The organism is Allobosea eneae (assembly GCF_042657265.1).
Classification (GTDB): domain Bacteria; phylum Pseudomonadota; class Alphaproteobacteria; order Rhizobiales; family Beijerinckiaceae; genus Allobosea; species Allobosea eneae.
In genome coordinates, this window is record NZ_JBHSLW010000053.1 from 1 (window position 1) to 21,976 (window position 21,976).

The window sequence follows — 21,976 nt, forward strand, 5'->3', positions numbered from 1 at the left end:
GGCTGGTGGCCGGTCATTAATCGGAATGGTGGCCGGAGAATTATCGGAATCCCGGCCGGTCAATTATCGGAATGATGGCCGGTCGGAATCGGAATCCGCAGTGTTGGCGACCAAGCCGGATTACGACCGCCTGGCTGCTGAGCTTTCCGCGATCGGGCGACCGATCCTCATCGGCTTCGAGGCAACCGGCAACTATCATCGCACGCTCGCTTACCGGCTTCTGACGGCAGGCTTCGAGCTGCGGCTGATCTCCTCGGTAGCGCTGGCCCGAACCCGGGAAGCGCTGCACAACGGTTGGGACAAAAACGATCCCAAAGACGCACAGGTCATCCTGCACATGCTGCGGATCGGCGCGACGCAGGCCTATGTCGACCCGTTGGCCGCCGGCATCAACGATCTCCAGGAGCTGTCGAAGACGCACGAGACGATCTCGAAGGCCAAGACGCAGACTTGGCACCGCATCCTGACGCATTATCTGCCGTTGTACTTTCCGGAGATCGGCCGCTTCGCCGGCAATAGCCGCTCGGATTGGTTCCTGGCGCTGATCGAGCGCTTCCCCACTCCCGGCAGCATCACCGCACTGGAGCGGGAAGCGTTTTCGGCCGAGGCCTGGCCTCTGGTCGGCCGCAAAGTCTCCAAGGCGCGGCTGATCAACGACATCTACGAGACGGCTTGTTCATCAATCGCGTTGCCCGTGCCGGAGGAGAGCGCGGCGATCACGATGTTCCGGATGATCATTGCCCAGGCGCGGGGCCTGATCCGGGAGCGCAACCGGATCGAGGAGATCGCGCAGGTCACGTTGGCCAATCATCACGATTATCAATTGCTGCGGCGTATCCCGGGAATCGGGCCGATCAACGCTCTGACGATCCTGGCTGAAGCCGGAGACCTGCGCCGGTTCGGCCATCACCGCCAGTTCCTGAAGTTCTGCGGCCTCGACCTCGCCACCTGCCAATCCGGTACCTTTCGCGGTCGGACCAAGCTGTCGAAGTACGGCAATGCCCGGCTGCGCCGAACGTTCTGGATGGCGGCGCAGGTCGCCGCGCGCCAATGCGACAACAGCTTCCGCGACAAGCTCGGCCGCTATGTTGCCGGTCACGCGGACGATGCCGATCGCCGTCGCAAGGCGATGACCGCGCTCACCGCCAAGATGGCGCGGGTGGCGCATGCCGTCGTCAAGACGGGAACAGAATACCGGCCGTTCCTAGAACGGTCGGATGCCAGGTGGAAGGACCCCTCTCTGCAAGTGCCGTGAGGGCGCCAGAGGCGACCCTGTAGATAATGTTCGGGCCTTCCACCTGGGTGCGTATCTCGTCTTAAGGACGGTGAGGACCACGGCCGCATCAATGCCGCTGGATCCTGTGTTTGCTATGGCTGGGAGCGATCCCGTTGACGGTGGAAACCATCTGGATCAGCTTAATGCCGACGTCGGCGCATTGCCGACGCGATGAGACCTGTTGGCCAAAAGCCCAAAGCTGCTTCCCGACATAGGACGTTGTCGGACACGATCGTCCCCGGCCGGCCGCGCAGGCGAATGACGCCAACCAGTTCGCGGGTCACGCGCAGACCCGAGAGCGAGGTGTCGGCGACGAGTGCCAGGCACTCGCGCGTATAGTCGTCGACGATGGCGAGCACCCTGAAGCGGCGACCGTCCGAGATCGTGTCGGAGACAAAATCGAGGCTCCAGCGCGCATTGGCCCGATCAGGCACGAGCATGGGCCTGCGCGTGCCCAATGCCCGTTTGCGGCCGCCGCGGCGGCGGACTTGCAATTTCTCTTCGCGATAGAGCCGTCGCAGCTTCTTCTGGTTCATCACGATGCCCTGGCGGTCCAGCATGACGTGGATTCTGCGGTAGCCGAACCGCCGGCGCTCTCCTGCCACGGCCTTCATCGGCTCGCGCAACAGGGCATCGTCCGGCCGGGTGCTCGTGTAACGCACCGTCGAGCGGTCGATCTTCAAGGCCAGGCACGCCCGACGCTGGCTCACCGCATGCACCGTGCAGGCATGAGCCACCGCCTTCCGCTTCGCATCGGGCGTAACCATTTTTTTGCGGCGACATCCCTGAGGATCGCGTTGTCGAGCATCTGTTCGGCCAGCAGCTTCTTGAGGCGGCCGTTCTCGTCCTCAAGGGTCTTCAGCCGGCGCGCATCCGACACGTCCATCCCGCCATACTTCGCCTTGAACTTGTAGAAGGTCGCCGAGGAGATGCCGTGCTTGCGGCAGACGTCAGCCGTCGCCGCTCCGGCCTCCTGCTCCTTCAGCATCCCGATGATCTGCTCTTCCGTAAATCGTGAGGGGCGCATTGTCCGTCTCCTTGAGTGACGGACTCTACTCAAATCTGGAGGAGGATCAGGGTCTCAGGTCATTAGGCGGAAGGTTGCTCGGCAGCAGCCGCCAGGCAACGCCGCCGCGCATCACGTAGAAAATCGCGTTGAAGATCTCGCGCAGCGGCCAGAAGAGCGGGCGGCCCGTCCGCTTCGGCGCCGGTAGCAACCGCGCGACCAGCCGCCACTCTGCTTCTGTCAAATCCGTTTCGTATCGAAGTCCCGCGCGACTATGCTGCCGGCGAGTGGCTGGGGTCCCATCGCTCGCTCCACGATGGCCTGAACAACCCCTTGGAATTACGAGCGCCCCAGCTGCTCAACCCCTTTCGGGACGGGCTCTTAAGCATTTTTAGTACCGGGCCCTTCGCGCCGGTCCTGATCGCGCACCAGCCAGTGGACTGCTCCGAGCGCAAGAGCCGCGCCCGCGAGGGCGGCAATCTTGGCTGGCTCCGTCTCGCCAAGGTCGAGGATGATAAATTTGCGCGCGATCGCGAGGAGCGCGATCAGCACGATCGTGCGGACCTGGAGAATGCCGAAGCTGCGTTCTGTCGCCACAAGAAGGGAGCGCTTGAACTCGAGCGCAATTACAACGGTGAAGATCATGCCGAACACCACCTGAAAGGTGGCGTAATCGAGCGTCTCGAACGCTTCCAAGACCAACCGGTTCACGACCTCGCGCATCAGCGCCCAAACCGACGCCACGACGATAAACGCAATGATGGCGCTGAGGACGAAAATGACGACCTGTTCGAACTTCTCGTAGAGCGTCATCGCCGACCATTGCTCACGGGTTAGCCCGGATCGTTTCAGGTCTTTCATTATTGCCCCTAGAAAGCTGCCCCGGGGAGAAAAGCTCCCCGGGATCTTCGCCAGACAGTGTGGTATCGCACCGAGCGGAGGGCCGCCGCAGACCGGCGACGCCCAATGTGGCAAATCAGCCGTTCTTGACCTCGATGCGCTTGACCTTAGCCTGCGCCTCGGGGGGTTGGGGTAGCTTGATCGTTAGAACCCCGTTCTTGAAGAATGCTTGCGCCTTTTCGCCATCCACACCGGGGGGGAGCGGAATTGTGCGGTAGATCGCGCCGTAGCTGCGCTCGGAGAGATAGTATCCTTTCTTCTCCTCCTGGCGCTCGATCTTCTTCTCCCCCTTCACAGTCAACATGTCGTCGTTGACCGTCACCTCGATGTCCTTCATCTCGATGCCAGGCAACTCGATCGACACTTCGATCGTCGTGTCGGTCTCAACCACGTCGGATTTCGCCTCGCCACTGCCAAAGGGCCATTCGAAATGACCGACCCGGTTCCAGAAACTCTCGAACACATGGTTCATATCTCGCTGGAGCGTCGCGATCGGGTTGCCTTCGCTGCTTTTGGATTCTGGCGCGCCGTCCTTGCGCGCCCAGGGAATGAGGTCTTTAATCTGCATGATATGGTCTCCTTTGGTTTTCAGGCGCCCTTGATGGCGATCCTTTTTGGCTGCGCTTCAGGGGCTCGGGGGAGCGTCAAGGTGAGGACGCCACCACGCATCTCGGCTTGGATCCTGTCGGGGTCGAAGTCCTCTGAAAGTGTGAAGGCACGTTCGAAATCGCCGTCGCCATATTCGGCATAAGCAAGTTCCAGATTTTCTGGCCGCACGGGCTCAACCTTGCCGCGGATCGTCAGAACGCGATTTTCGAGCGTGATTTCGACCGCATCGGGGGCGACCCCAGGCATTTCGAGCATCATGGAGACGCCCTGATCGGTCTCGACGATATCAGTCAGCGGGCGGTAGATGCGGCCGCCGCCGGTGGTTTCAGGCGCGTCGGTCGGTGTCTTTTCGGTGGCCTGCGTAATGTCGGTGCCCATCGTTCCAGCTCCTCTCAGGCCGCCTTGATCTCAATTTTCTTCGGCTTCTCTTCCTCTAGCCGGCAGATGACGATCCGCAATACGCCGTTCGTCATCCTCGCCTCGACCTTGTCATCCGAAGCCGCGAATGGCAGGCGGATAGCGCGGGAAAACTTGCCATAACCGCGTTCGTTGCGGTGCCAGCGCGCACCGTCGGGAACCTCGGGCGCCTTGCGTTCGCCCGACAGCGTCAGGACGTTGTCTTTGACCGAAATCTCGATATCGCCCGGTTCGATACCCGCAAGTTCAGCGGTGACGGCAACGGCCTCAGAGCCTTGCCACACATTCACTGGCGGGAACGCTGCGCGGGACGGCGGCCAGAAACCGCGGTCCAGATCGCGCATCATGGAGCGCATCAGCGCAAAAGGATCGCTGCGGCGCAGATATGTCGGATAGAGCATTGCTGGCCTCCTGTAGCTGATCGATGCCCGAACCGGCAGCATGGTCCGGTCGGGCAACCTGGCCGGCCGGATGTGGGTTCGGAGAACGCCTATCAAGATAGGCCGTTCCATTTATTATGCAAGCATGTATGATGGATGCATTGCGTTTTGGATGGGGGGCGGTTTCTCCTGTGTACCATGCAATCGGAGGAAGGATACCCATGATCTCTTCGGACATCGCGCTGATCGGGACGACGATCCACCGGGTCGCGCAGCTCATCCAGCAGCGGATCGACCAAGACATCCGCGGCAGCGGCCTGACCCGCCTGTCCTGGATGGCGGCGGCGCATGTCGAGGATGCGCCTGGGCTGACCATCGGCGATCTGGCCGACCTGCTGGAGGTCGGCCAGGCCACAGCCGGCCAGCTCGTCGATCGCATGGTCCGGGGCGGCTGGGTCGAGCGGTCGCCCTCGCCCGACGACAGGCGGGCGCAGATCGTCACGGCAACGTCGAAGGCCCGGGCGATGCTGAAGGAACTCGCGCCGCGGCAATCGGCGCTCGAAGATGAAATCCTGCAGGATCTGTCGGCGGACGAAAGGCGCGCCCTGCTGGCGCTGCTCGAGCGGATCAGGGCGCGGCTCGGGCGCCAGTGAAAGGGGAAAGCGGTATGGAAAAGAAGACCGAATACAACATCTGGTACTGGGTGGTGGCTTTCATAGCCGTGCTTTTCATCCAGAACCTGATCGCCGGCTGGCAATCCGTCGCGCCGATCAGCTACAGCCAGTTCGAGAAGTATCTCGCTGACGGGAAAATTTCTTCTGTCGCGGTCGGGTCAGACACTATCACAGGCACCTTCGCCGAACCCGTCGACGGCAAGAAGCAGTTCGTGACGACGGTCGTGGATCCCGCGATCCTGCAGCGGATCGACCGCTCCGGCGTCGAGATCACGGGTGTTCCTCAGAACACTTTTCTCGGCACGCTGATTTCCTGGGTGGCGCCAGCGCTTGTCTTCTTCGGAATCTGGATGCTGCTGTTCCGCAAGTTCGCCGACAAGCAGGGCTTCGGCGGGTTCATGCAGGTCGGCCGCAGCAAGGCCAAAGTTTACATGGAAAAGGAAACCGGCGTCAGCTTCGCCGACGTGGCCGGTGTGGACGAGGCCAAGGCCGAGCTCGAGGAGGTCGTGGAGTTCCTCAGGAACCCCGCCGAATACGGAAAGCTGGGCGCACATATCCCCAAAGGCATATTGCTCGTCGGGCCGCCGGGAACCGGCAAGACGCTTCTGGCGCGCGCGGTGGCAGGCGAGGCCGGCGTGACCTTCTTTTCGATCTCGGGATCAGAGTTCGTCGAGATGTTCGTGGGCGTCGGTGCCGCACGGGTGCGCGACCTGTTCGAGCAGGCCCGGAAATCGGCCCCGGCAATCATCTTCATCGACGAACTCGACGCTCTTGGGAGGGCGCGCTCCTCCGGCCAGATCGCCGGTGGCCATGATGAGCGAGAGCAGACGCTGAACCAGCTTCTGACCGAGCTCGACGGCTTCGACCCTTCAGTGGGCATCGTGCTCCTGGCCGCCACCAACCGACCCGAGATTCTCGACCCCGCGCTTCTCCGCGCGGGACGCTTCGACCGTCAGGTGCTGGTGGACCGGCCCGACAAGAAGGGACGCGTGCAGATTCTTGGCGTTCACATGAAAAAGGTGAAGCTCGCCCCAGACGTCGATGCCGATAAGGTCGCAGCGCTTACTCCCGGCTTTTCCGGCGCGGATCTTGCCAATCTCGTCAACGAGGCAGCATTGCTCGCCACGCGCCGCAAGGCTGATGCAGTGACGATGGACGACTTCAACAATGCGGTGGAACGCATCATCGCCGGGTTGGAAAAGAAGAACCGCGTGCTCAATCCGCGCGAACGCGAGATCGTGGCGCACCACGAGATGGGGCACGCGCTTGTGGCGATGGCTCTGCCGGGGGTGGACCCGGTGCACAAGGTCTCGATCATACCGCGCGGGATTGGCGCGCTCGGCTACACCATCCAGCGCCCGACCGAGGACCGCTTCCTGATGACGCGGGAGGAACTCGAGAACAAGATCGCAGTCCTGCTTGGCGGGCGCGCGGCAGAGAAGATCATCTACGATCATGTCTCGACCGGGGCGGCGGACGATCTGGTCAAGGCGACCGACATCGCCCGCGCCATGGTCGCGCGGTACGGGATGGACGAAGACCTCGGGCAAGTCAGCTACGACACCGATCGGCCCGGCTTTCTCGGCACCGGCGACCAGGCGTCCTGGCTCAACCGCCGCTACAGCGAGGCCACGGCCGAGCGAATGGACATAAAGGTGCGCGACATCGTGGATGGCGTGTTCAAGCGCACCCTCACCCTTCTTGAATCCAATCTGGATCTTCTCGAGCAATCGGCGCAGGATCTCCTGCAACGAGAGACCCTGGACGAGCCCGATCTTGTGGCAATTGGGTCCAAGCTGAAACGAACGGAAGCGGTCGCTGCGTGACACTGTCACTGGCGCAGATGATCGGCGAACAATCCTGACTGGATAATGAAAACGGAGAAGACGAATGGCTAACGGAGCTTGCGATATTTGCGGTCGCCCGGCGACGGCGCGCGTGCGCGCCTCGGTGAACGGCAGGGTTCAGAACATGGAGCTTTGCGACCAGCATTACAGCGAAATGGCGCGCCGGTCGGGGCGCAGCGCCTCGCCGCTGGAGTCCCTGTTCGGACGGCGTTCCCTTCTTGACGAATTCTTCGGCGAGAGCGGTTTCGGCAGCCTCTTTGGTGACAGTCCGCTGCGAGGCGGCACGCTCGGCTCCATGGGTGATGGCGATGACGCTGTCGTCGACGCCACTTTCGGCGAGGGCGCGCCGCGGCGTGGATCGCGGCGCGGCGGCGGACGCACCATCGCCGACCGGCTGAGCGAACAGGGCAACAAGCTGCTGCAGGATGCCGCACAGAAGGCCGGGGAATTCGGGCGCAGCGAGGTCGATACCGAACATCTGCTTCTGGCATTGACCTCGTCTGACGTCGTCAAGACGATCCTGGAACAGTTCAAGGTCGATGTGGACGATCTGCGGCGCCAGATCGAGAAGGAAGCGAAGCGTGGAGACGCCAAGACCGAAGGCGAAATCGGCGTAAGTCCTCGCCTGAAGGACGCGCTAAACCGGGCCTTCATCGCCTCGAACGAACTCGGCCATTCCTATGTCGGTCCCGAGCACCTTCTGATCGGCCTTGCCGAGGAAGGTGACGGCTTGGCCGCGTCGATCCTGCGCAAATACGGATTGACGCCGCAGGCTCTTCGCCAGCAGGTGACCAAGGTCGTGGGCAAGGGAGCCGAGGAAGGCCGCGTGGAGGCGCCTTCCAGCACGCCCGATCTCGACCAGTTCAGCCGTGACCTGACGAAGCTCGCCCGCGAGGGCAAGCTCGATCCCGTCATCGGCCGCGCCCGCGAGATCGAGACGACGATCGAAGTGCTGGCCCGCCGGAAAAAGAACAACCCGGTGCTGATCGGCGAGCCCGGCGTGGGCAAGACCGCCATCGTCGAGGGACTTGCACAACGGATCGTCGCGGGCGAAGTGCCCGAGGCGCTGCGCGACAAGCGGCTGGTCGAGCTCAACATCAACTCGATGGTGGCCGGGTCGAAGTATCGCGGCGAGTTCGAGGAGCGAGTCCAGAAGATCCTCAAGGAGATCACCGAGGAGAAGGACAGCCTGATCCTGTTCATCGACGAGATCCACACCATCGTCGGCGCCGGCCAGGGCGGTGGCGAAGGCGGTCTCGACATCGCCAACACCTTCAAGCCGGCGCTGGCGCGGGGCGAGCTGAACCTGATCGGCGCGACGACGCTCAACGAGTACCAGAAATACATCGAGAAGGACGCGGCGCTCGAGCGACGGTTCCAGCCGGTCTATGTCGAGGAACCCACGATAGCTCAGGTCATCATGATCCTGCGCGGCCTGCGCGACACGCTGGAGGCGCACCACAAGGTGACGATCACCGACGAGGCCATCGTCGCGGCAGCCGAGCTTTCTGATCGCTACATCACTGGCCGCTTCATGCCCGACAAGGCGATCGACCTGATCGATCAGGCAGCCGCACGGGTGAAGATCAGCGCCACGGCGCGCCCCGTGGAAGTCCAGGAGCTGGAGGCCGAAGCCGCGCAGATCAAGCGCGAGCAGGACTATGCCGCAGCCCGCAAGCAATTCGACCGTGCAGCGGAACTGAAGAAGGAACTCGAGCAGAAGCAGAAGGAGCTGGACGAGCTTCTGGAAATCTGGAAGCGCGACCAGGCTTCGGCGACCGCCGAGGTGCGCGCCGATCACGTCGCGCAGATCGTCTCCAAGATCACCGGCGTTCCGGTCACCGAGCTGACCGCCGAGGAGAAGGACAAGCTTCTGAAGCTCGAAGACAAGCTGCATGAGCGCGTCATCGGCCAGGAAGAGGCTATCCGCGCCGTGGCCGATGCTGTGCGGCTGGCGCGCGCGGGCCTGCGCGAGGGACGCGGACCTACGGCGACCTTCCTCTTCCTCGGGCCGACCGGGGTTGGCAAGACGGAACTGGCCAAGACGCTCGCCGAAGTAATCTTTGGCGATCAGGACGCAATCATCCGCATCGACATGTCCGAGTATGGCGAGCGCCACTCGGTCGCCCGGCTGGTGGGCGCGCCTCCCGGCTACGTCGGATACGACGAAGGCGGGCAACTGACCGAGAAGGTGCGCCGTCGGCCCTACTCGGTCGTGCTGCTCGACGAGATCGAGAAGGCGCACCCGGATGTCTACAACATTCTGTTGCAGGTGTTCGACGACGGTCGGCTGACCGACGGCAAGGGGCGCGTGGTGGACTTCACCAACACCATCATCATCGCCACGTCGAACCTCGGTTCGGACATCATCCAGCGCAACCTCAAGAAGCGCGGCAGCAGTGAGTTCGACGAGGCCAAGCAGAAATCCGAACTGATGGAGGTGTTGCGCGATCATTTCCGGCCAGAGTTCATCAACCGGATCGACGAGATCATCGTCTTTCATTCGCTGAATCAGTCGGAGATCCGCCAGATCGTCGAGTTGCAGCTCAACCGGGTGAAGCGGACCGCCCTTACCCAGGGCGTCGAACTCGAATTCGACGTGAGCGTCGTGGATCACTTCGGCGCGGTCGGCTTCCGCCCCGAATTCGGCGCCCGCGAGCTGCGCCGGCTGATCCGGTCGGAGTTGGAGACCGAGTTGGCCCGCGAAATGCTCTCCGGGCGGATCGAGGATGGTGACAAGGTCCGCGTCGCCTGGTCGGAAGACGAACAGAGGGTCGTGTTCGAAAAGATCGTAAAGGACACCGGTGACGACAGCCCGGACGATCAGGTCAAGGCCGGGATCGAGGAGCCCAGCGAAGTTGCCGAAGACAAGACGGACGTTCCGAAGCCCAGCGTTGGGGATGAGGTGCAGTCCAAGGACGACAAGTCCGCCGAGTGACAGCGCAAAAGACTGGCCCGGCGCGATATCGGTCGCGCCGGGCCATCTCTTCGGAGAGTTATAGGAAGGTCCACGGCATGAACGTCATTAGATCATTCCGCAATCTCGACCGGCACGGCCAACAGCGCGCGCCTGAGGTCATCGAGGAAGAGGTGCGGCAACTTGAACCGCACCTTGCGCGCTTTCGCGAGGATCTGGTCCGGCTCGAAGTCGTTGCCTCGCAGACGAGGGGCAAGACGCGCATCAAAGTCAGCCTGCGCCTGCAACTGCCGTCGGGCGTGATCGCGGCGCGGGAAGATGGATTCGAGATCGAGCCTGTCCTGCGCAAGGCCTTTGCCGACCTGCGCCACCAGGTCGATCGGCATGTGGCGCGCCTCAAGCACGAGCCTGAATACAAGCGTCCCGCCCGCCGGCGCCGGATCGGCGCCCCGCTGCCGCCCGCGCGGGATGCGGCGGAAGCGGACCGGCGCCAGCTCTTCTTTGACCTGATCGAGGATCATCTCGATACGGTCTACGATACAGTCAGGCGCGAGTTGACCTATCTCGAGTGTAACGGGTCTGTGCCGGCTGGCTACCTGAGCGTTGGCGATATCGTCGATGCGACGATCCTCAACGGGCTCAACCGTTTCGAGCGGCGGCCGACCGAATTCTCCGTCCGGGACTGGCTGACGCAGCTGGCCTTCGAGACCGTCGAGGCCGAGGCGCAGGCTGCGCGCCGCGCGGTGCCCGAGGATGCCGCCTCCATCGAGGCGGAACCCGAGGCCCCGGCGGAGGATCCGACCGAGGCGGATCAGGCGATGTTCGAGTTCTACCAGCCCGACGAAGTGCTGATGCTGGAGGACCTCATCGCCGACGACGGCGGCACAGACCCCGAGACCGAAGTGGATCGTCATGATATCGCCATGGCACTGCACCGGGCTATCGCAGATCTTGCTCCGGTCGAGCGCCGCGTCCTGTATCGGATGTACCTGGAAGACGCCACGATCGCGGAGACGGCGCACCTCCTGGGTCTCACTGAGGCGGAAGTGTTGAAGATTGCAGAGAACGCGGCGGAGACACTGCGCGGCACGCTGGTCGAAGCCGGGTTGATCGGCGAGGCATCGGGGCGCGCGCCCGTGGAAAGGGAAATTGCCCGGACGCAGTGTCTGCCTCAACCGGTCGAGGACCGCCGCCGCGTGGCGGCCGCCCTGGCCGGCGCGGAGACAATCGGCACTACTGAGTTGAAACCTGAACAGGAGATGGACCAATGACGACAACCTCTGCAAAGCAATCCGACACGATGCAGGACATGCTGGGCAGCCTGTCCGGGAACTGGTGGCTGTTCGTGCTGCGCGGTGTCCTGGCGCTGGTGATCGCGGTTCTCGCCTTCCTCATGCCTGCGGAGTCGCTGCTTGCTCTGACGCTGGTCTTCGGCGCTTTCGCCTTCGCCGATGGCGTGTTCGGCCTCGTCGCCGCCGTCCGCAACATCCGCGGGGGCGATCGCTGGGGCTGGCTGATGTTCAGCGGCATTCTGGGGATCGCCACGGGGGTCGTCGTGGTCTTCTCGCCGTTCGTGGCGACGCTTGTGCTTGCGACATTCCTCTGGGCCAGCATCGCATTCTGGTCCGTGTTCTCGGGTGCCCTCGAGATCGCGGCAGCGATCCGCCTGCGAAAGGAAATCAACGGCGAAATCTGGCTGATCCTGAGCGGCCTTCTCTCGGTCGTTCTCGGTGTCGTCGTGACCTGGATGCTGCTGACGCGCCCGGTCGAAAGCTTCCTCGCGCTCGGCTGGCTGATCGGCTTCTACGCCGCGGTCTTCGGGGTGATGATGATCCTCCTCGGGCTACGGCTTCGCAAGGCGGATCGTTCGGACGGTGCGGCCTTCGATGACGCTCCCCCATCGGCAAAGGCGTGAGGTGCCCTGTGGTGGATGACGGGCGACTTGCCGGCGAGGAGCACGATTTCACCCGATGGGACGAAACGATCTTCGACCGTTGCCTGAGCACCGGCTTCAATCCGTTCGGCAGCGGTCCGACGCCAATCTTCCTGCGGCACCGGGACGCAGAGGCGCCGGACGCCGATGCAAAGCCGTGCATGCCACCTGACACCGAAAATGCGAGGTGCTGATGTCGAACCGCCTGCCTGACTTGGCATTTGCTGCTGCGGCCGCTGCCTTGGGCATCGGCATCGTTTTCGTTTTTCGTTCGATGTATCTTGCCGAAGACATACTGCCTTTCGCGCAGGAGATGACGCTCATCTTCCTCGGCGCTGTCGTGACGATCATTCTGACCGCGGCGCTTCTCAATCGCCAGACCGATCTCGAGCTTCGCAAGGAAGGAAGGGTCATCATCCTCCAGCAGCAATGCGACATTTACATGGCCTGCATCGAGAAGGTCGCAGAGATCGTGGAAACCGCAAGGCACGATGCGAAGCTGATCGATGAACTGCGTGTTCTCAGCCACAAGCTGGCTGTGGTCGCGAGTGCAGGGGTCGTGTCCAGCTTCGAGCAGGTACTGGAGAGCTTGCAGTCCGGTTTTGCTGACGGCACGCTCTCGGACGGGGACGGAGAGGGCGTGATGAATGCCGTCGCCGATCTCACGATAGCGATGCGGTCGGACGTCCTGCACGCTGCTGCCTTTCCTTCGCAGAACACCGAACGCGCCGTTCGCCTGAATTCGAGGCGAATGGAAAAACTCGACGATCTCGAACGTCACCTTCTCGTATCCACCGACACCCGGGAGAACTGATATGCGCGGCCATAATCGCCCACCATTCCCGCCGAAAATTCCCGGAACCGATCTGCCATCCTGGGACGTGCCGACGGCAATCATCTACCGTCCTGCCCGTTCCGCGATGACATCGGCGCCTCGGCCCAACTACTGGGTCCTCGAGTTCGAGCCGTCCCGGCCGCCGCAGATCGAGCCGCTGATGGGATACACGTCCAGCGGCGATCCCTATCGTCCGATCCGGCTGAAGTTTCCGGATCGCGACAGCGCCGTGGACTTCGCAGAGCGGCAGGACTGGCATTATGTCGTGCGCGAGGACGCTGGGGGAGCCCGGATGGCGAACCCTTGGGCGGGTGAGACGCGCCACCGGCTGCACAGGGGCGTCGATGCCCCGGGAGCCTTCCGGGTCCCGTTCCGCCCCGATCGCCGCCTCTCAAGAGGCGTCCAGCATGAGAGCACGGCCGACCCGTCTACCAGCGACAGGGAGAGTTTCGATCCGGTCCTCGAAGCCTCGCTCGAATCCTTCCCCGCCTCTGATCCTCCGGCGTGGACGGGTGTGACAATTGCAAGAAAGACGACGTGATGACGGCCAGCTACATGCGCTCGGGGAAATGAGATGTTTCCATGGGCCGATACTGATCCACCCCCGTTGAGTTGGTCCACCGTGAAGTATGTCTTTTGGCAGACAGGAGGACCGAGATGCCGAAGAAGCGCCACAAGCCCGAAGAGATCGTCGCGAAGCTGCGTCAGGTCGATGTACTGGTCTCGCAGGGGCAATCCGTTGCCGACGCGATCCGCTCGATCGGCGTGACGGAGGTTAGCTATTACCGCTGGCGCCGTGAGTTCGGCGGCCTGAAGACGGATCAGGTCAGGCGGATGAAGGAACTCGAGGCCGAGAATGCCCGGCTCCGTCGCGCCGTCGCGGACCTGACGCTCGACAAGCTGATCCTGAAGGAAGCCGCGTCGGGAAACTGGTAAGCCCCGCGCGTCGCCGTGCCTGCATCGACCACGTTCGGCTCGCTCTCAAAGTGTCGGAGCGGCGGGTCTGCCGCGTGCTCGGGCAGCATCGCTCGACGCAACGCCGGATCCCGCGCGGCCGAGACGATGAGGAGCAACTCATCGCCGACCTCGTCGAACTGGCCCGCTGCTACGGCCGCTACGGCTATCGCAAGATTGCCGCGCTGCTGCGTTCGACGGCGGGCTGGGTCGTCAACGACAAGCGGGTCGAGCGGATCTGGCGACGCGAGGGGCTGAAGGTTCCGGCCCGACAACCCAAACGCGGCCGTCTCTGGCTCGCGGACGGATCCTGCATCCGCCTGCGCGCCGAGCGGCCCAACCATGTCTGGTCCTACGACTTTGTCGAGGACCGGACCCATGATGGGAGAAAGTACCGGATGCTGAACATCATCGACGAGTTCACCCATGAATGCCTGGCAATCCGCATCGATCGGCGGTTGAAGTCGATCGACGTCATCGACGTGCTCTCGGACCTGTTCGTCCTGCGCGGCGTGCCGGAGCATGTTCGTTCAGATAACGGCCCCGAATTCGTCGCCAAGGCTGTGCAGGCCTGGATCGGCGCAGTTGGCGCGAAGACCGCCTACATCGCGCCCGGCAGCCCATGGGAGAACGGCTTCATCGAGTCGTTCAACGCCAGGCTCCGCGACGAGCTTCTCGACGGCGAAATCTTCTATACCCTCGCTGAAGCGAAGATCGTCATCGAAAGCTGGCGGCGCCACTTCAACACGGTGCGCCCGCACGGCTCGCTCGGCTACAAGCCGCCGGCTCCAGAAGTCTTCGTGCCCGCCATGACCGCGCGGGCGGCTGCGCTATCCAGACCGGCTACGCCGCCCGCGCTGGCGCCGAGGCCAACCGCCCACTAACATTCAACCCGGACCTCTCGGCGGGGGCGGATCACGGAGACGGAGTTGCGCGGCAAGCTGCGTGACCTCGCAAACGAGCGCCGGCGTTTCGGCTACCGGCGCCTGTTCGTCCTGCTGCGGCGGGAGGGCGAGACGTCTGGCGTCAACCGCATCTACCAGCTCTACCGCGAGGAGGGCCTGACGGTGCGCAAGCGCCGGGCGCGGCGACGCGCGGTGGGCACGCGGGCGCCGATCCTGGTCGAGGCAAGGGCGAACGCGCGCTGGTCGCTGGACTTCGTGCACGATCAGTTCGCCTGCGGGCGGCGCTTCCGTGTGCTCAACATCGTCGATGACGTGACGCGCGAATGCCTGGCAGCGATCCCGGACACGTCGATCTCCGGTCGCCGCGTTGCTCGTGAGCTGACGGACCTGATCTCCCGACGCGGCAAGCCGGGCATGATCGTCTCCGACCACGGCACGGAGTTCACCTCGAACGCGATCCTCGCCTGGTCGAAGGATCATCGCGTCGAGTGGCACTACATCGCGCCCGGAAAGCCCATGCAGAATGGCTACGTCGAGAGCTTCAACGGCCGGATGCGCGATGAGCTCTTGAACGAGAGCCTGTTCTTCGGCCTCGACCACGCCCGCAGCGCCATCGCCGAATGGAGGCAGGACTTCAACACCGCGAGACCGCACTCCTCGCTCGGATACCAGACCCCGGCGGCCTTCGCCGGAACCCTTACCGCAACCGGCTCCGACGCTTCGCTCGATAAGGGCTTCGCGTCTCCGCCCGTTGCTCAACCCGCGCCCAACGGCGTAACAGAAACGGTCGAGACTCTAATCGCCGCTGGATGAAAGTTCAGTGGCAGGTCACTTTGTGCGCAACTTTGTCTTGCCTGACAACGTTGATCCGACCAAGGTGACGGCTTCGATGAAAGACGGCGCGCTGGAAGTGCGGCTTGTCAAGGCCGAGCAAGCCAAACCGAAACAGATTGAAATCTCAGTCAACTAACTTTAATTAGGAGCCCAAGATCATGAATATCAAACAGCCCCAATCAACCTTCTCCGCACTTGCCCTGGCGGTCGTCGTCGGACTTAGCGGACCGGCTCAGGCCCAATCGGCGGCAGGTTCTAGCCCAGGTGCTGCAGCACCCTCTGCCGCATCCAAGGCGGCGCAGCCACAGGTAGATGACAAGGCCGCCCGGGAAGCCGAAAAAAAGCGTGCTGAGCTCACTCAGGACGCCATCACGGCGCTCACCAAGACCCAGGAGGCTTTGACACTCCTTGAGGCAAAGAAGACCAAGGAGGCGCTCGCTGCGCTGGAACTGGCCAGCGGAAAGCTGGAACTGGTATTGGCACGCGACGCCAAACTTGCTTTGGCGCCGGTCGATGTACGCGTCATCACCCACGATATCCACGCCAACGTGGAAACGGTGAAGAAAGCGGTCGAGTTGTCTCGGGAGTTGTTGGGTGATGGCGAGGTGCAAAAGGCCCGGCCCATCGTCGCCAATCTGGCCAGCGAAATCGTGATCGAAACCGACAACCTGCCGATGGCAACGTACCCGGCAGCGATCAAGTCGGCCGCACGGCTCATCGACAGCGGCAAGATCGACGACGCCAAGGCGGAACTCGCCCGAGCACTGAACACGCTGGTGGTGACCTCGGTCGCCTTTCCTCTGCCCGTGCTACGGGCTGAAGCCGCGATGGCAAAAGCTGAAAAGCTGGCCGAGACCGACAAGCGCGATGCCAAGCAGAACGAGGAGCTCAGCACCTTGCTGTCGTCCGTGCGCACGGAGATCGAGATGGCGCAGATCCTGGGTTATGGCAAGAAGGCGGATTTCAAACCCATCTTCGATCAGGTGAAGTCCATTGAGCAAAAGTCGGCTGGTGGCGAAAGCGGCAAGGGATGGTTCGACGAGTTGAAGACGCGCCTCCAAAAGCTGTTTTGAGGTGATGAAGGGGCCGACTGTTCGGTCGGTCAGTCTCGCGATGTTCGCAGTCAGCCCCAATAGATTCGCCTATTTTCACTAACTCATACGAGGCATATCACCATGAATGAGCAAACATCGAATCCCAATGCGACGAACAAAGAAATAAACGAACAGGCCGCGGTAAGCAGCCTTCCTGTCAGTCCAGAGGCCAAGCCTGAAGTCGTCACGGAGGTACAGCCTGAGGTTCAGAAGGAAACGGGCTCGCAGGCGGCAGACAAACGTAGACAAGTCCTCGATGAGGCCGTCTCGGCCTTGGCGCTGACCAAATCAGCGCTGGCCGCACTTGACGGCAAGGACGCTGCACGCGCATTGGCAATGCTGGCCGAAGTGACTGGAAAGCTGGAGCTGATTGTTGCGCGCGAACCCACGCTTGCCCTGGCCCCCGTTGATGTGCGCACCATCGTGCACGACTTGTTCGCCAACACGGAAACCATTGAGGCGATGACCGACGAGGCGCTGGATGCCCTCAAACATGGCGAGGTGCAACAGGCACGTCACGTGCTGGCTTTGCTGGCCAGTGAAATCGTGATCGTGGTCACCAACATCCCTCTGGCGTCCTATCCCGCAGCCGTGAAGTCAGTCGTGCCGCTGATCGATCAGGGCAAGATTGAAGAAGCCAAAGCCGCGCTGCAGGCAGCGCTCAGCACGCTGGTCGAGACGCGCAGCGTGCATCCGCTGCCCGCCCTGCGCGCCAGGCTGCTCCTGAAGCGCGCCGAGACCTTGGTAGAAGATGGTCAGCGGAGCGAAGCGTCCAATGAGCGCCTGGAGACATTCTTGAACGAAGCGCGGCAGCAGTTGGAAATGGCAGAACTGCTGGGCTATGGAAAGAAGAAGGACTTTGAGCCCCTGTATGCTGAACTCAGGAAAGTCAAGCAAAAGACGGCTGGGGGAGGCGGCGGAAAAGGCTGGCTCGATGAAATCAAGGCAAAGCTGTCCAAGTTGTTCTGAAACCGCTGGATAGGGCGTAAGAGGGGCGCGTCGCGCCCCTCTCTTTGCTCAGGAGTGTATGCTTTTTCACCCCATTAGGCCGCGTGGACGAACCTGATCCATAAGCGGATGCAGCCGAGCAGGGCGAAGCCGAGAAAGCTGGAAGCGGTGTGGTCGTAGCGGGTGGCCACGCGGCGGCAGTTCTTGAGACGGTTGATGAAGCACTCGATGCGGGAACGCAGGGCGTAGAGGCGTCGGTTGACGCTGTGCTGCACCTTGCGGCTCCGCTTGGTCGGGATCTCCGGCTGGGCCCCCCGGTCGCGCGCATCCTGCCGCAGGCGGTCACTGTCGTAGCCCCTGTCACCGAGCAGCACGCCGGGATCGCTGTCGCGCTCGGCCATGAGGTCGTCATAGGCGATTAGGTCGTGGGCCTCGCCGGGCGTCAGCACGACGCTGATGGGCAGGCCATCGGCATTGGCACGCAGGTGGAGCTTGGTCGAGAAGCCGCCGCGCGAGCGGCCGAGAGCCTGACTTTGGGTCCCCCCCTTCCTCCGGCAGCGCAGTGGTGCGCCCGGATGATGGTGCTGTCGATCATCTGGAGCATGTCGGCCTCGCCGCCGCTGTCGGCGAGCGCCTGCAACAGCACGTCCCAGATGCCGGAGGTGGTCCAGCGCCGGAACTGGCGGTCGACCGAGTTCCACTTCCCGAGTTCCTCGGGCAGGTCACGCCACGGCGCGCCGGTTCGGGTGATCCAGAAGATGCCGTCCAGCGTGCGCCGGTGGTCCTTCGGTGGGCGGCCGCCGCGGGCCGACTGCTCCGTCAGGAACGGGGCGAAGATCGCCCACTCCGCATCCGTCAAACGATCCCGAACCAAGGCCGACCTCCTCTCCAGAGGTCAGCCTCGAATCACGTCATCCGCCTCGGGGGAATCCCCCCTGTGCCGGTTCGTCCACGCGGCCTAGTCCGATTCTACGCAGGCCTGCAGTCACCTATCGCAACTACTACCGCGACGAGGGAATATACGGCTTCCTGCCGGATGGGCGAAGGAAAGGAAAAGGAAATCCATGGATTTGATGCAACTGCTCTGGCTGTTCTTCATCGTCTCCGCACTGCAGCCGGCACTGCAGAGGAAGTATCTGGAGGCGATGCGCACTCGGAAGATCGCTCAAATCGAGAGGATGCGCGGAAGCCGGGTGATCCTGATGATCCATCGGCAGGAGACGATGAACCTCCTAGGTTTTCCCCTGGTTCGCTACATCGACGTTAACGACTCCGAGGAAGTCCTGCGCGATCCAGCTGACGGACGCCGAAATGCCGCTCGACATCGTGCTGCACACCCCCGGCGGACTGGTCCTCGCTGCCACGCAGATTGCTCGCGCCATCCAGGGACACAAGGGCAAGGTCACAGTTTTCGTGCCTCACTACGCCATGTCGGGGGAACGCTGATCGCTCTGGCCGCAGACGAGATCGTGATGTGCGACCACTCCGTGCTGGGCCCGATCGATCCGCAACTCGGCCAAATGCCCGCGGCTTCACTCATCAGGGTCGTCGAGCAAAAGCCGATCACGGAAATCGACGACCAGACGTTGGTCTTGGCCGATGTCGGTCGAAAGGCGATCGCCCAAGTCGAGACCGTAGCGCGACGGCTCCTGACCGACAAGATGGACGAGGAAAAGGCGGCGACATTGGCGGCGCAGCTGGCCACCGGCACCTGGACGCACGACTACCCTATCTCTGCGGAAGAGGCGCGCGAGATGGGGCTGCCGGTACGGACCGACATGCCCGAGGAAATACTCGAGCTGATGACCCTCTATCCGCAGCCCGTCCGCCGTCTGGGCGGCGGCGTCGAATACCTGCCCGAACCCCGCCACCGAGAGGCCCGGCGGGCCACGACCTCGCGCTGAACGGCGCCGCCCTGCCTGCCCCTCCGAAACGACACTCAAAGGGAGAACAGAATGCCCACCGTTGCTTGCCCGAAATGCAGTTCCGTCAATCGCGTTCCGCAGGAACGACTGACGGATAACCCCAGCTGCGGCCGCTGCGGCGCCGCCCTGTTCGAGGGCCGGCCAGTCACACTGACCGCCGCCAGTTTCGACCGACACGCCGATGCCGATCTGCCCCTGCTCGTCGATTTCTGGGCGGAATGGTGCGGGCCATGCAAGATGATGGCACCTCTGTTCGAGGCTGCGGCGCGTTCGCTCGAACCCCAGTTCCGTCTCGGCAAGCTCGATACCGAAGCCGAACAGCAGATCACCGACCGTTACGGGATCCGCGGCATTCCCACCATGATCTTGTTCAGGGGCGGCAAGGAAATCGCGAGGACGAGCGGTGTAATACCTGCCGCGCAGATAGCGCAGTGGGCGCGGTCGCACGTTTAGAGTATACAAGTATTGGCATTTCCTGCGACATGGTATCAGGAGAAGAACATGCATGGCGTGACTGGATTTGCCGAAAGTGCGGCCTTGTTGGTTTGCGCCGCGTTCGTACTCGTGACGATATGTTCACGGATTGGCGTGCCTAGCATCGTCGGTTACATTCTTGCCGGTATAGTCATTGGACCCGCTGGCCTCGGCCTGATTGCGGAGAGCGCTGCCCTGAGCAGTATTGGCGAAATCGGAGTCGTACTCCTGCTGTTCGCGCTTGGTCTGGAATTCTCCTTCGAGAAGCTCGTAACACTCAGGAAGCATGTCTTCGGTCTTGGGGCTGTACAGGTTTCAGTCACGACGATAACGGTTTCGTTGGTAGCGAGTTTGGTCTTCGATCTCGCATCAGTTTCCGCAATCCTCATCGGCGGGGCCGTTGCGATGTCATCCACAGCCATGTGCCTCAAGGTGCTCGCAGGCGCGAACGCTCTTGGATCGGCTCATGGGCGCTTGGCCATCGCAGTGCTTCTGTTTCAGGACTTGGCAGCCGTCGCGTTCCTGCTTCTGCACGATGCAATGAGTGGTGCCGCCGAAGGGTATGGCGTGATAACGGTCATCGCCAGTGCAACGGCAGTGGTTGCTGCTCTGTTCATTGCCCGAGGTCCGTTGCAGGTACTTGCCCGTTGGGTCGCGTTGCGTGGCGATCCGGAGCTTGCCCAACTCCTCGCACTTACCATTGCGCTTGGGTCCACGATCGTCGCGACATCTGCTGGCCTTTCTCCGGCGCTCGCCGCATTCGCGACCGGTATGATCATCGGCGAGGGCGACGCGCGCCATGCTGTCGAGAACGAGATCCGGCCCTTTCGCGACTTGTTTGTCGGGATTTTCTTTATCGGTATCGGGACTCAATTGCCACTTTGGATCCTTCCATCTCAATGGCCTGCCGTGCTGGTCTGGCTTGCAATAATACTCTGCGGAAAGACGCTGATTGTTTTCGTCGTCGCCCGACTATTCGGCGAAGCGCTTCAGACCTCATTGCGGACCGGAGTCATCCTGGCCAACGGGGGAGAATTCAGCCTGATGTTGCTATCGGTTTCCTCGACGTCGGGTACAGTGGCCGAGGAGTTCGCCGGCCCCCTCCTCCTCGCGATTGGAGTGAGCATGTTGGCTGGAAGTCTTATGATTAGATGGGCGGGGTCAGGCCTAGGACCAATCGACGTTAGGCCCTGTTGACAAAGTATGGCAGCCATATCTTTGCGGCGGCCAAGGCGAGAAATGCTGACACTCTAACTGTCTGCCGTCAGCGCTCTTGAGACAGTTTAGGGGTTTTCGGGAAGGGAGGATTTCTGGATCATCGCAGCCATCATGGAGCGCAGATGAGACAGAAATCGGGTCCGGAGAAAGCACCGGCAGAGCAGGTCGTGAAGGACATCCGGCGCGCGACCCGCCGCCAGTTTTCGGCGGAAGAGAAGATCCGCATCGTGCTGGAAGGCGTGCGCGGCGAGGAGAGCATTTCAGGGCGAGACTTGCCTGAATTCCGGAACTGGCCGGCTAGGAGAAGCCATCAAACTCGAACAGTGGAGCCAGTTTTCTGCGCTGACCAGCTATCAGACATGCTCGTGCTCAACCACATGCTCCGCGACTACGTCCGAAAGTGCGCCACGGCGAACCGTGATCTCCCGCTCGGCGAGATAAGCCAGCGCCCTCGAGTCATCGCCGTCCCACAGGATTCCACCGTAATTCTGGGAATAGGCTAATAATCCGTTATAGGTATTTGCACCTAGTCCACGAGCCAGCGCCTCGAGCGTGTGCCCGTGGCCTGCAGGGGCGAAAACCTCCCGCGCGTGCCACTTCATCGCATACAGCGAATTCTCATCCAATCGGACCAACATTCTTCCCTCTCTGACTGAAATTGACACGCCAACACGGTAGTACGGCTCTCCAGAAGCGCAATCCCCCGTAGGCATAGTGTCGCGCATTTTCAGGTCGTGTCCCTGATGGTGGTGTAGCTCCCGAGGGCCACCACGCTGCCGGCTTGGCCGGGCTGGTCAGGCGGCCACGGCTGGCAGGCTGACGATGGGATC

General features: G+C 62.4%; 18 protein-coding genes and 6 pseudogenes. 17 read left to right on the forward strand and 7 right to left on the reverse strand.

The annotated features are described in order from the left end of the window. Positions 1–25 precede the first annotated feature (25 nt). Positions 26–1,247: pseudogene (locus tag ACFPOB_RS25370) on the forward strand (IS110 family RNA-guided transposase); the annotation flags it as partial. 247 nt (positions 1,248–1,494) lie between these two features. On the opposite strand, the pseudogene ACFPOB_RS25375 reads toward ACFPOB_RS25370, so the two are convergent. The 6 genes and pseudogenes from ACFPOB_RS25375 to ACFPOB_RS25400 form a co-directional block, all read right to left on the reverse strand. After that, positions 1,495–2,303 (reverse strand): annotated as a pseudogene (locus tag ACFPOB_RS25375) (IS3 family transposase); the annotation flags it as partial. Between the two features lie 64 nt (positions 2,304–2,367). Beyond that, positions 2,368–2,622 (reverse strand): annotated as a pseudogene (locus ACFPOB_RS25380) (transposase); the annotation flags it as partial. Positions 2,623–2,663: 41 nt separating this feature from the next. After that, positions 2,664–3,143: a phosphate-starvation-inducible PsiE family protein gene (locus ACFPOB_RS25385; RefSeq protein ID WP_377801129.1), complete on the reverse strand. Its 480-nt coding sequence runs from the start codon at positions 3,141–3,143 to the stop codon at positions 2,664–2,666. Positions 3,144–3,258: 115 nt separating this feature from the next. After that, a complete protein-coding gene (locus ACFPOB_RS25390; RefSeq protein ID WP_377801130.1) occupies positions 3,259–3,750 on the reverse strand; it encodes an Hsp20/alpha crystallin family protein in 492 nt (163 codons plus the stop codon). A 20-nt stretch (positions 3,751–3,770) separates the two neighbouring features. Beyond that, the gene (locus ACFPOB_RS25395) at positions 3,771–4,169 is read right to left on the reverse strand and encodes an Hsp20/alpha crystallin family protein (protein ID WP_377801131.1); all 399 of its coding nucleotides are present in this window, start codon (positions 4,167–4,169) and stop codon (positions 3,771–3,773) included. Positions 4,170–4,183: 14 nt separating this feature from the next. Further along, positions 4,184–4,609 (reverse strand): Hsp20/alpha crystallin family protein, encoded by a 426-nt coding sequence (locus ACFPOB_RS25400; RefSeq protein ID WP_377801133.1) that lies wholly within the window; start codon positions 4,607–4,609, stop codon positions 4,184–4,186. Between the two features lie 200 nt (positions 4,610–4,809). Between ACFPOB_RS25400 and ACFPOB_RS25405 the strand changes: the two genes are divergently transcribed. The 12 genes and pseudogenes from ACFPOB_RS25405 (at position 4,810) to yfdX2 (ending at position 17,550) form a co-directional block, all read left to right on the forward strand. Then, on the forward strand, positions 4,810–5,241 hold the full coding sequence (locus ACFPOB_RS25405) for a MarR family winged helix-turn-helix transcriptional regulator (RefSeq protein WP_160788250.1): 432 nt from the start codon (positions 4,810–4,812) through the stop codon (positions 5,239–5,241). A gap of 14 nt (positions 5,242–5,255) precedes the next feature. Next, positions 5,256–7,088 carry an ATP-dependent zinc metalloprotease FtsH gene (gene ftsH, locus ACFPOB_RS25410; protein WP_377801134.1) on the forward strand — a complete coding sequence of 611 codons (1,833 nt, stop codon included), beginning with the start codon at positions 5,256–5,258 and terminating at the stop codon, positions 7,086–7,088. Between the two features lie 64 nt (positions 7,089–7,152). Beyond that, positions 7,153–10,047, forward strand: a complete 2,895-nt coding sequence (locus tag ACFPOB_RS25415) for an ATP-dependent Clp protease ATP-binding subunit (protein ID WP_377801135.1) — start codon at positions 7,153–7,155, stop codon at positions 10,045–10,047. 77 nt (positions 10,048–10,124) lie between these two features. After that, positions 10,125–11,297 carry an RNA polymerase sigma factor gene (locus ACFPOB_RS25420; protein ID WP_377801136.1) on the forward strand — a complete coding sequence of 391 codons (1,173 nt, stop codon included), beginning with the start codon at positions 10,125–10,127 and terminating at the stop codon, positions 11,295–11,297. Further along, positions 11,294–11,941 carry an HdeD family acid-resistance protein gene (locus ACFPOB_RS25425; protein WP_043767813.1) on the forward strand — a complete coding sequence of 216 codons (648 nt, stop codon included), beginning with the start codon at positions 11,294–11,296 and terminating at the stop codon, positions 11,939–11,941. Before ACFPOB_RS25420 ends, ACFPOB_RS25425 begins: the two co-directional genes overlap by 4 nt. 211 nt (positions 11,942–12,152) lie before the next feature. Beyond that, positions 12,153–12,773, forward strand: coding sequence for a hypothetical protein (locus ACFPOB_RS25430; RefSeq protein ID WP_037094075.1), 621 nt, complete (start codon positions 12,153–12,155; stop codon positions 12,771–12,773). Between the two features lies 1 nt (position 12,774). Further along, positions 12,775–13,335 (forward strand): NADH dehydrogenase ubiquinone Fe-S protein 4, encoded by a 561-nt coding sequence (locus ACFPOB_RS25435; protein ID WP_037094077.1) that lies wholly within the window; start codon positions 12,775–12,777, stop codon positions 13,333–13,335. A 116-nt stretch (positions 13,336–13,451) separates the two neighbouring features. Further along, positions 13,452–14,632 (forward strand): IS3 family transposase gene (locus tag ACFPOB_RS25440; protein ID WP_377801137.1). Its coding sequence is split into 2 segments (ribosomal slippage): positions 13,452–13,716 and positions 13,716–14,632, totalling 1,182 coding nucleotides; the frame shifts between segments, so codons are not numbered across the junction. Between the two features lie 33 nt (positions 14,633–14,665). After that, positions 14,666–15,466 (forward strand): annotated as a pseudogene (locus tag ACFPOB_RS25445) (IS3 family transposase); the annotation flags it as partial. 13 nt (positions 15,467–15,479) lie between these two features. Beyond that, positions 15,480–15,623: pseudogene (locus ACFPOB_RS25450) on the forward strand (Hsp20/alpha crystallin family protein); the annotation flags it as partial. 22 nt (positions 15,624–15,645) lie between these two features. After that, positions 15,646–16,560, forward strand: a complete 915-nt coding sequence (gene yfdX1 / locus ACFPOB_RS25455) for a heat resistance protein YfdX1 (protein ID WP_377801138.1) — start codon at positions 15,646–15,648, stop codon at positions 16,558–16,560. A 102-nt stretch (positions 16,561–16,662) separates the two neighbouring features. Then, positions 16,663–17,550: a heat resistance protein YfdX2 gene (gene yfdX2 / locus ACFPOB_RS25460; protein ID WP_377801139.1), complete on the forward strand. Its 888-nt coding sequence runs from the start codon at positions 16,663–16,665 to the stop codon at positions 17,548–17,550. A 74-nt stretch (positions 17,551–17,624) separates the two neighbouring features. Here the strand turns inward: yfdX2 and ACFPOB_RS25465 are convergent. After that, positions 17,625–18,403 (reverse strand): IS5 family transposase gene (locus tag ACFPOB_RS25465; protein ID WP_465248455.1). Its coding sequence is split into 2 segments (ribosomal slippage): positions 17,625–18,079 and positions 18,079–18,403, totalling 780 coding nucleotides; the frame shifts between segments, so codons are not numbered across the junction. Between the two features lie 190 nt (positions 18,404–18,593). Here ACFPOB_RS25465 and ACFPOB_RS25470 point away from each other — a divergent pair. From ACFPOB_RS25470 to ACFPOB_RS25485, 4 genes and pseudogenes are all read left to right on the forward strand, one after another. Continuing rightward, a complete protein-coding gene (locus tag ACFPOB_RS25470) occupies positions 18,594–19,433 on the forward strand; it encodes an SDH family Clp fold serine proteinase (RefSeq protein ID WP_465248456.1) in 840 nt (279 codons plus the stop codon). Between the two features lie 51 nt (positions 19,434–19,484). Beyond that, the gene (gene trxC / locus ACFPOB_RS25475; protein WP_377801140.1) at positions 19,485–19,907 is read left to right on the forward strand and encodes a thioredoxin TrxC; all 423 of its coding nucleotides are present in this window, start codon (positions 19,485–19,487) and stop codon (positions 19,905–19,907) included. Between the two features lie 48 nt (positions 19,908–19,955). After that, on the forward strand, positions 19,956–21,125 hold the full coding sequence (locus tag ACFPOB_RS25480; protein WP_377801141.1) for a cation:proton antiporter domain-containing protein: 1,170 nt from the start codon (positions 19,956–19,958) through the stop codon (positions 21,123–21,125). A 143-nt stretch (positions 21,126–21,268) separates the two neighbouring features. Next, positions 21,269–21,409: pseudogene (locus tag ACFPOB_RS25485) on the forward strand (IS3 family transposase); the annotation flags it as partial. Positions 21,410–21,976: the final 567 nt, after the last annotated feature.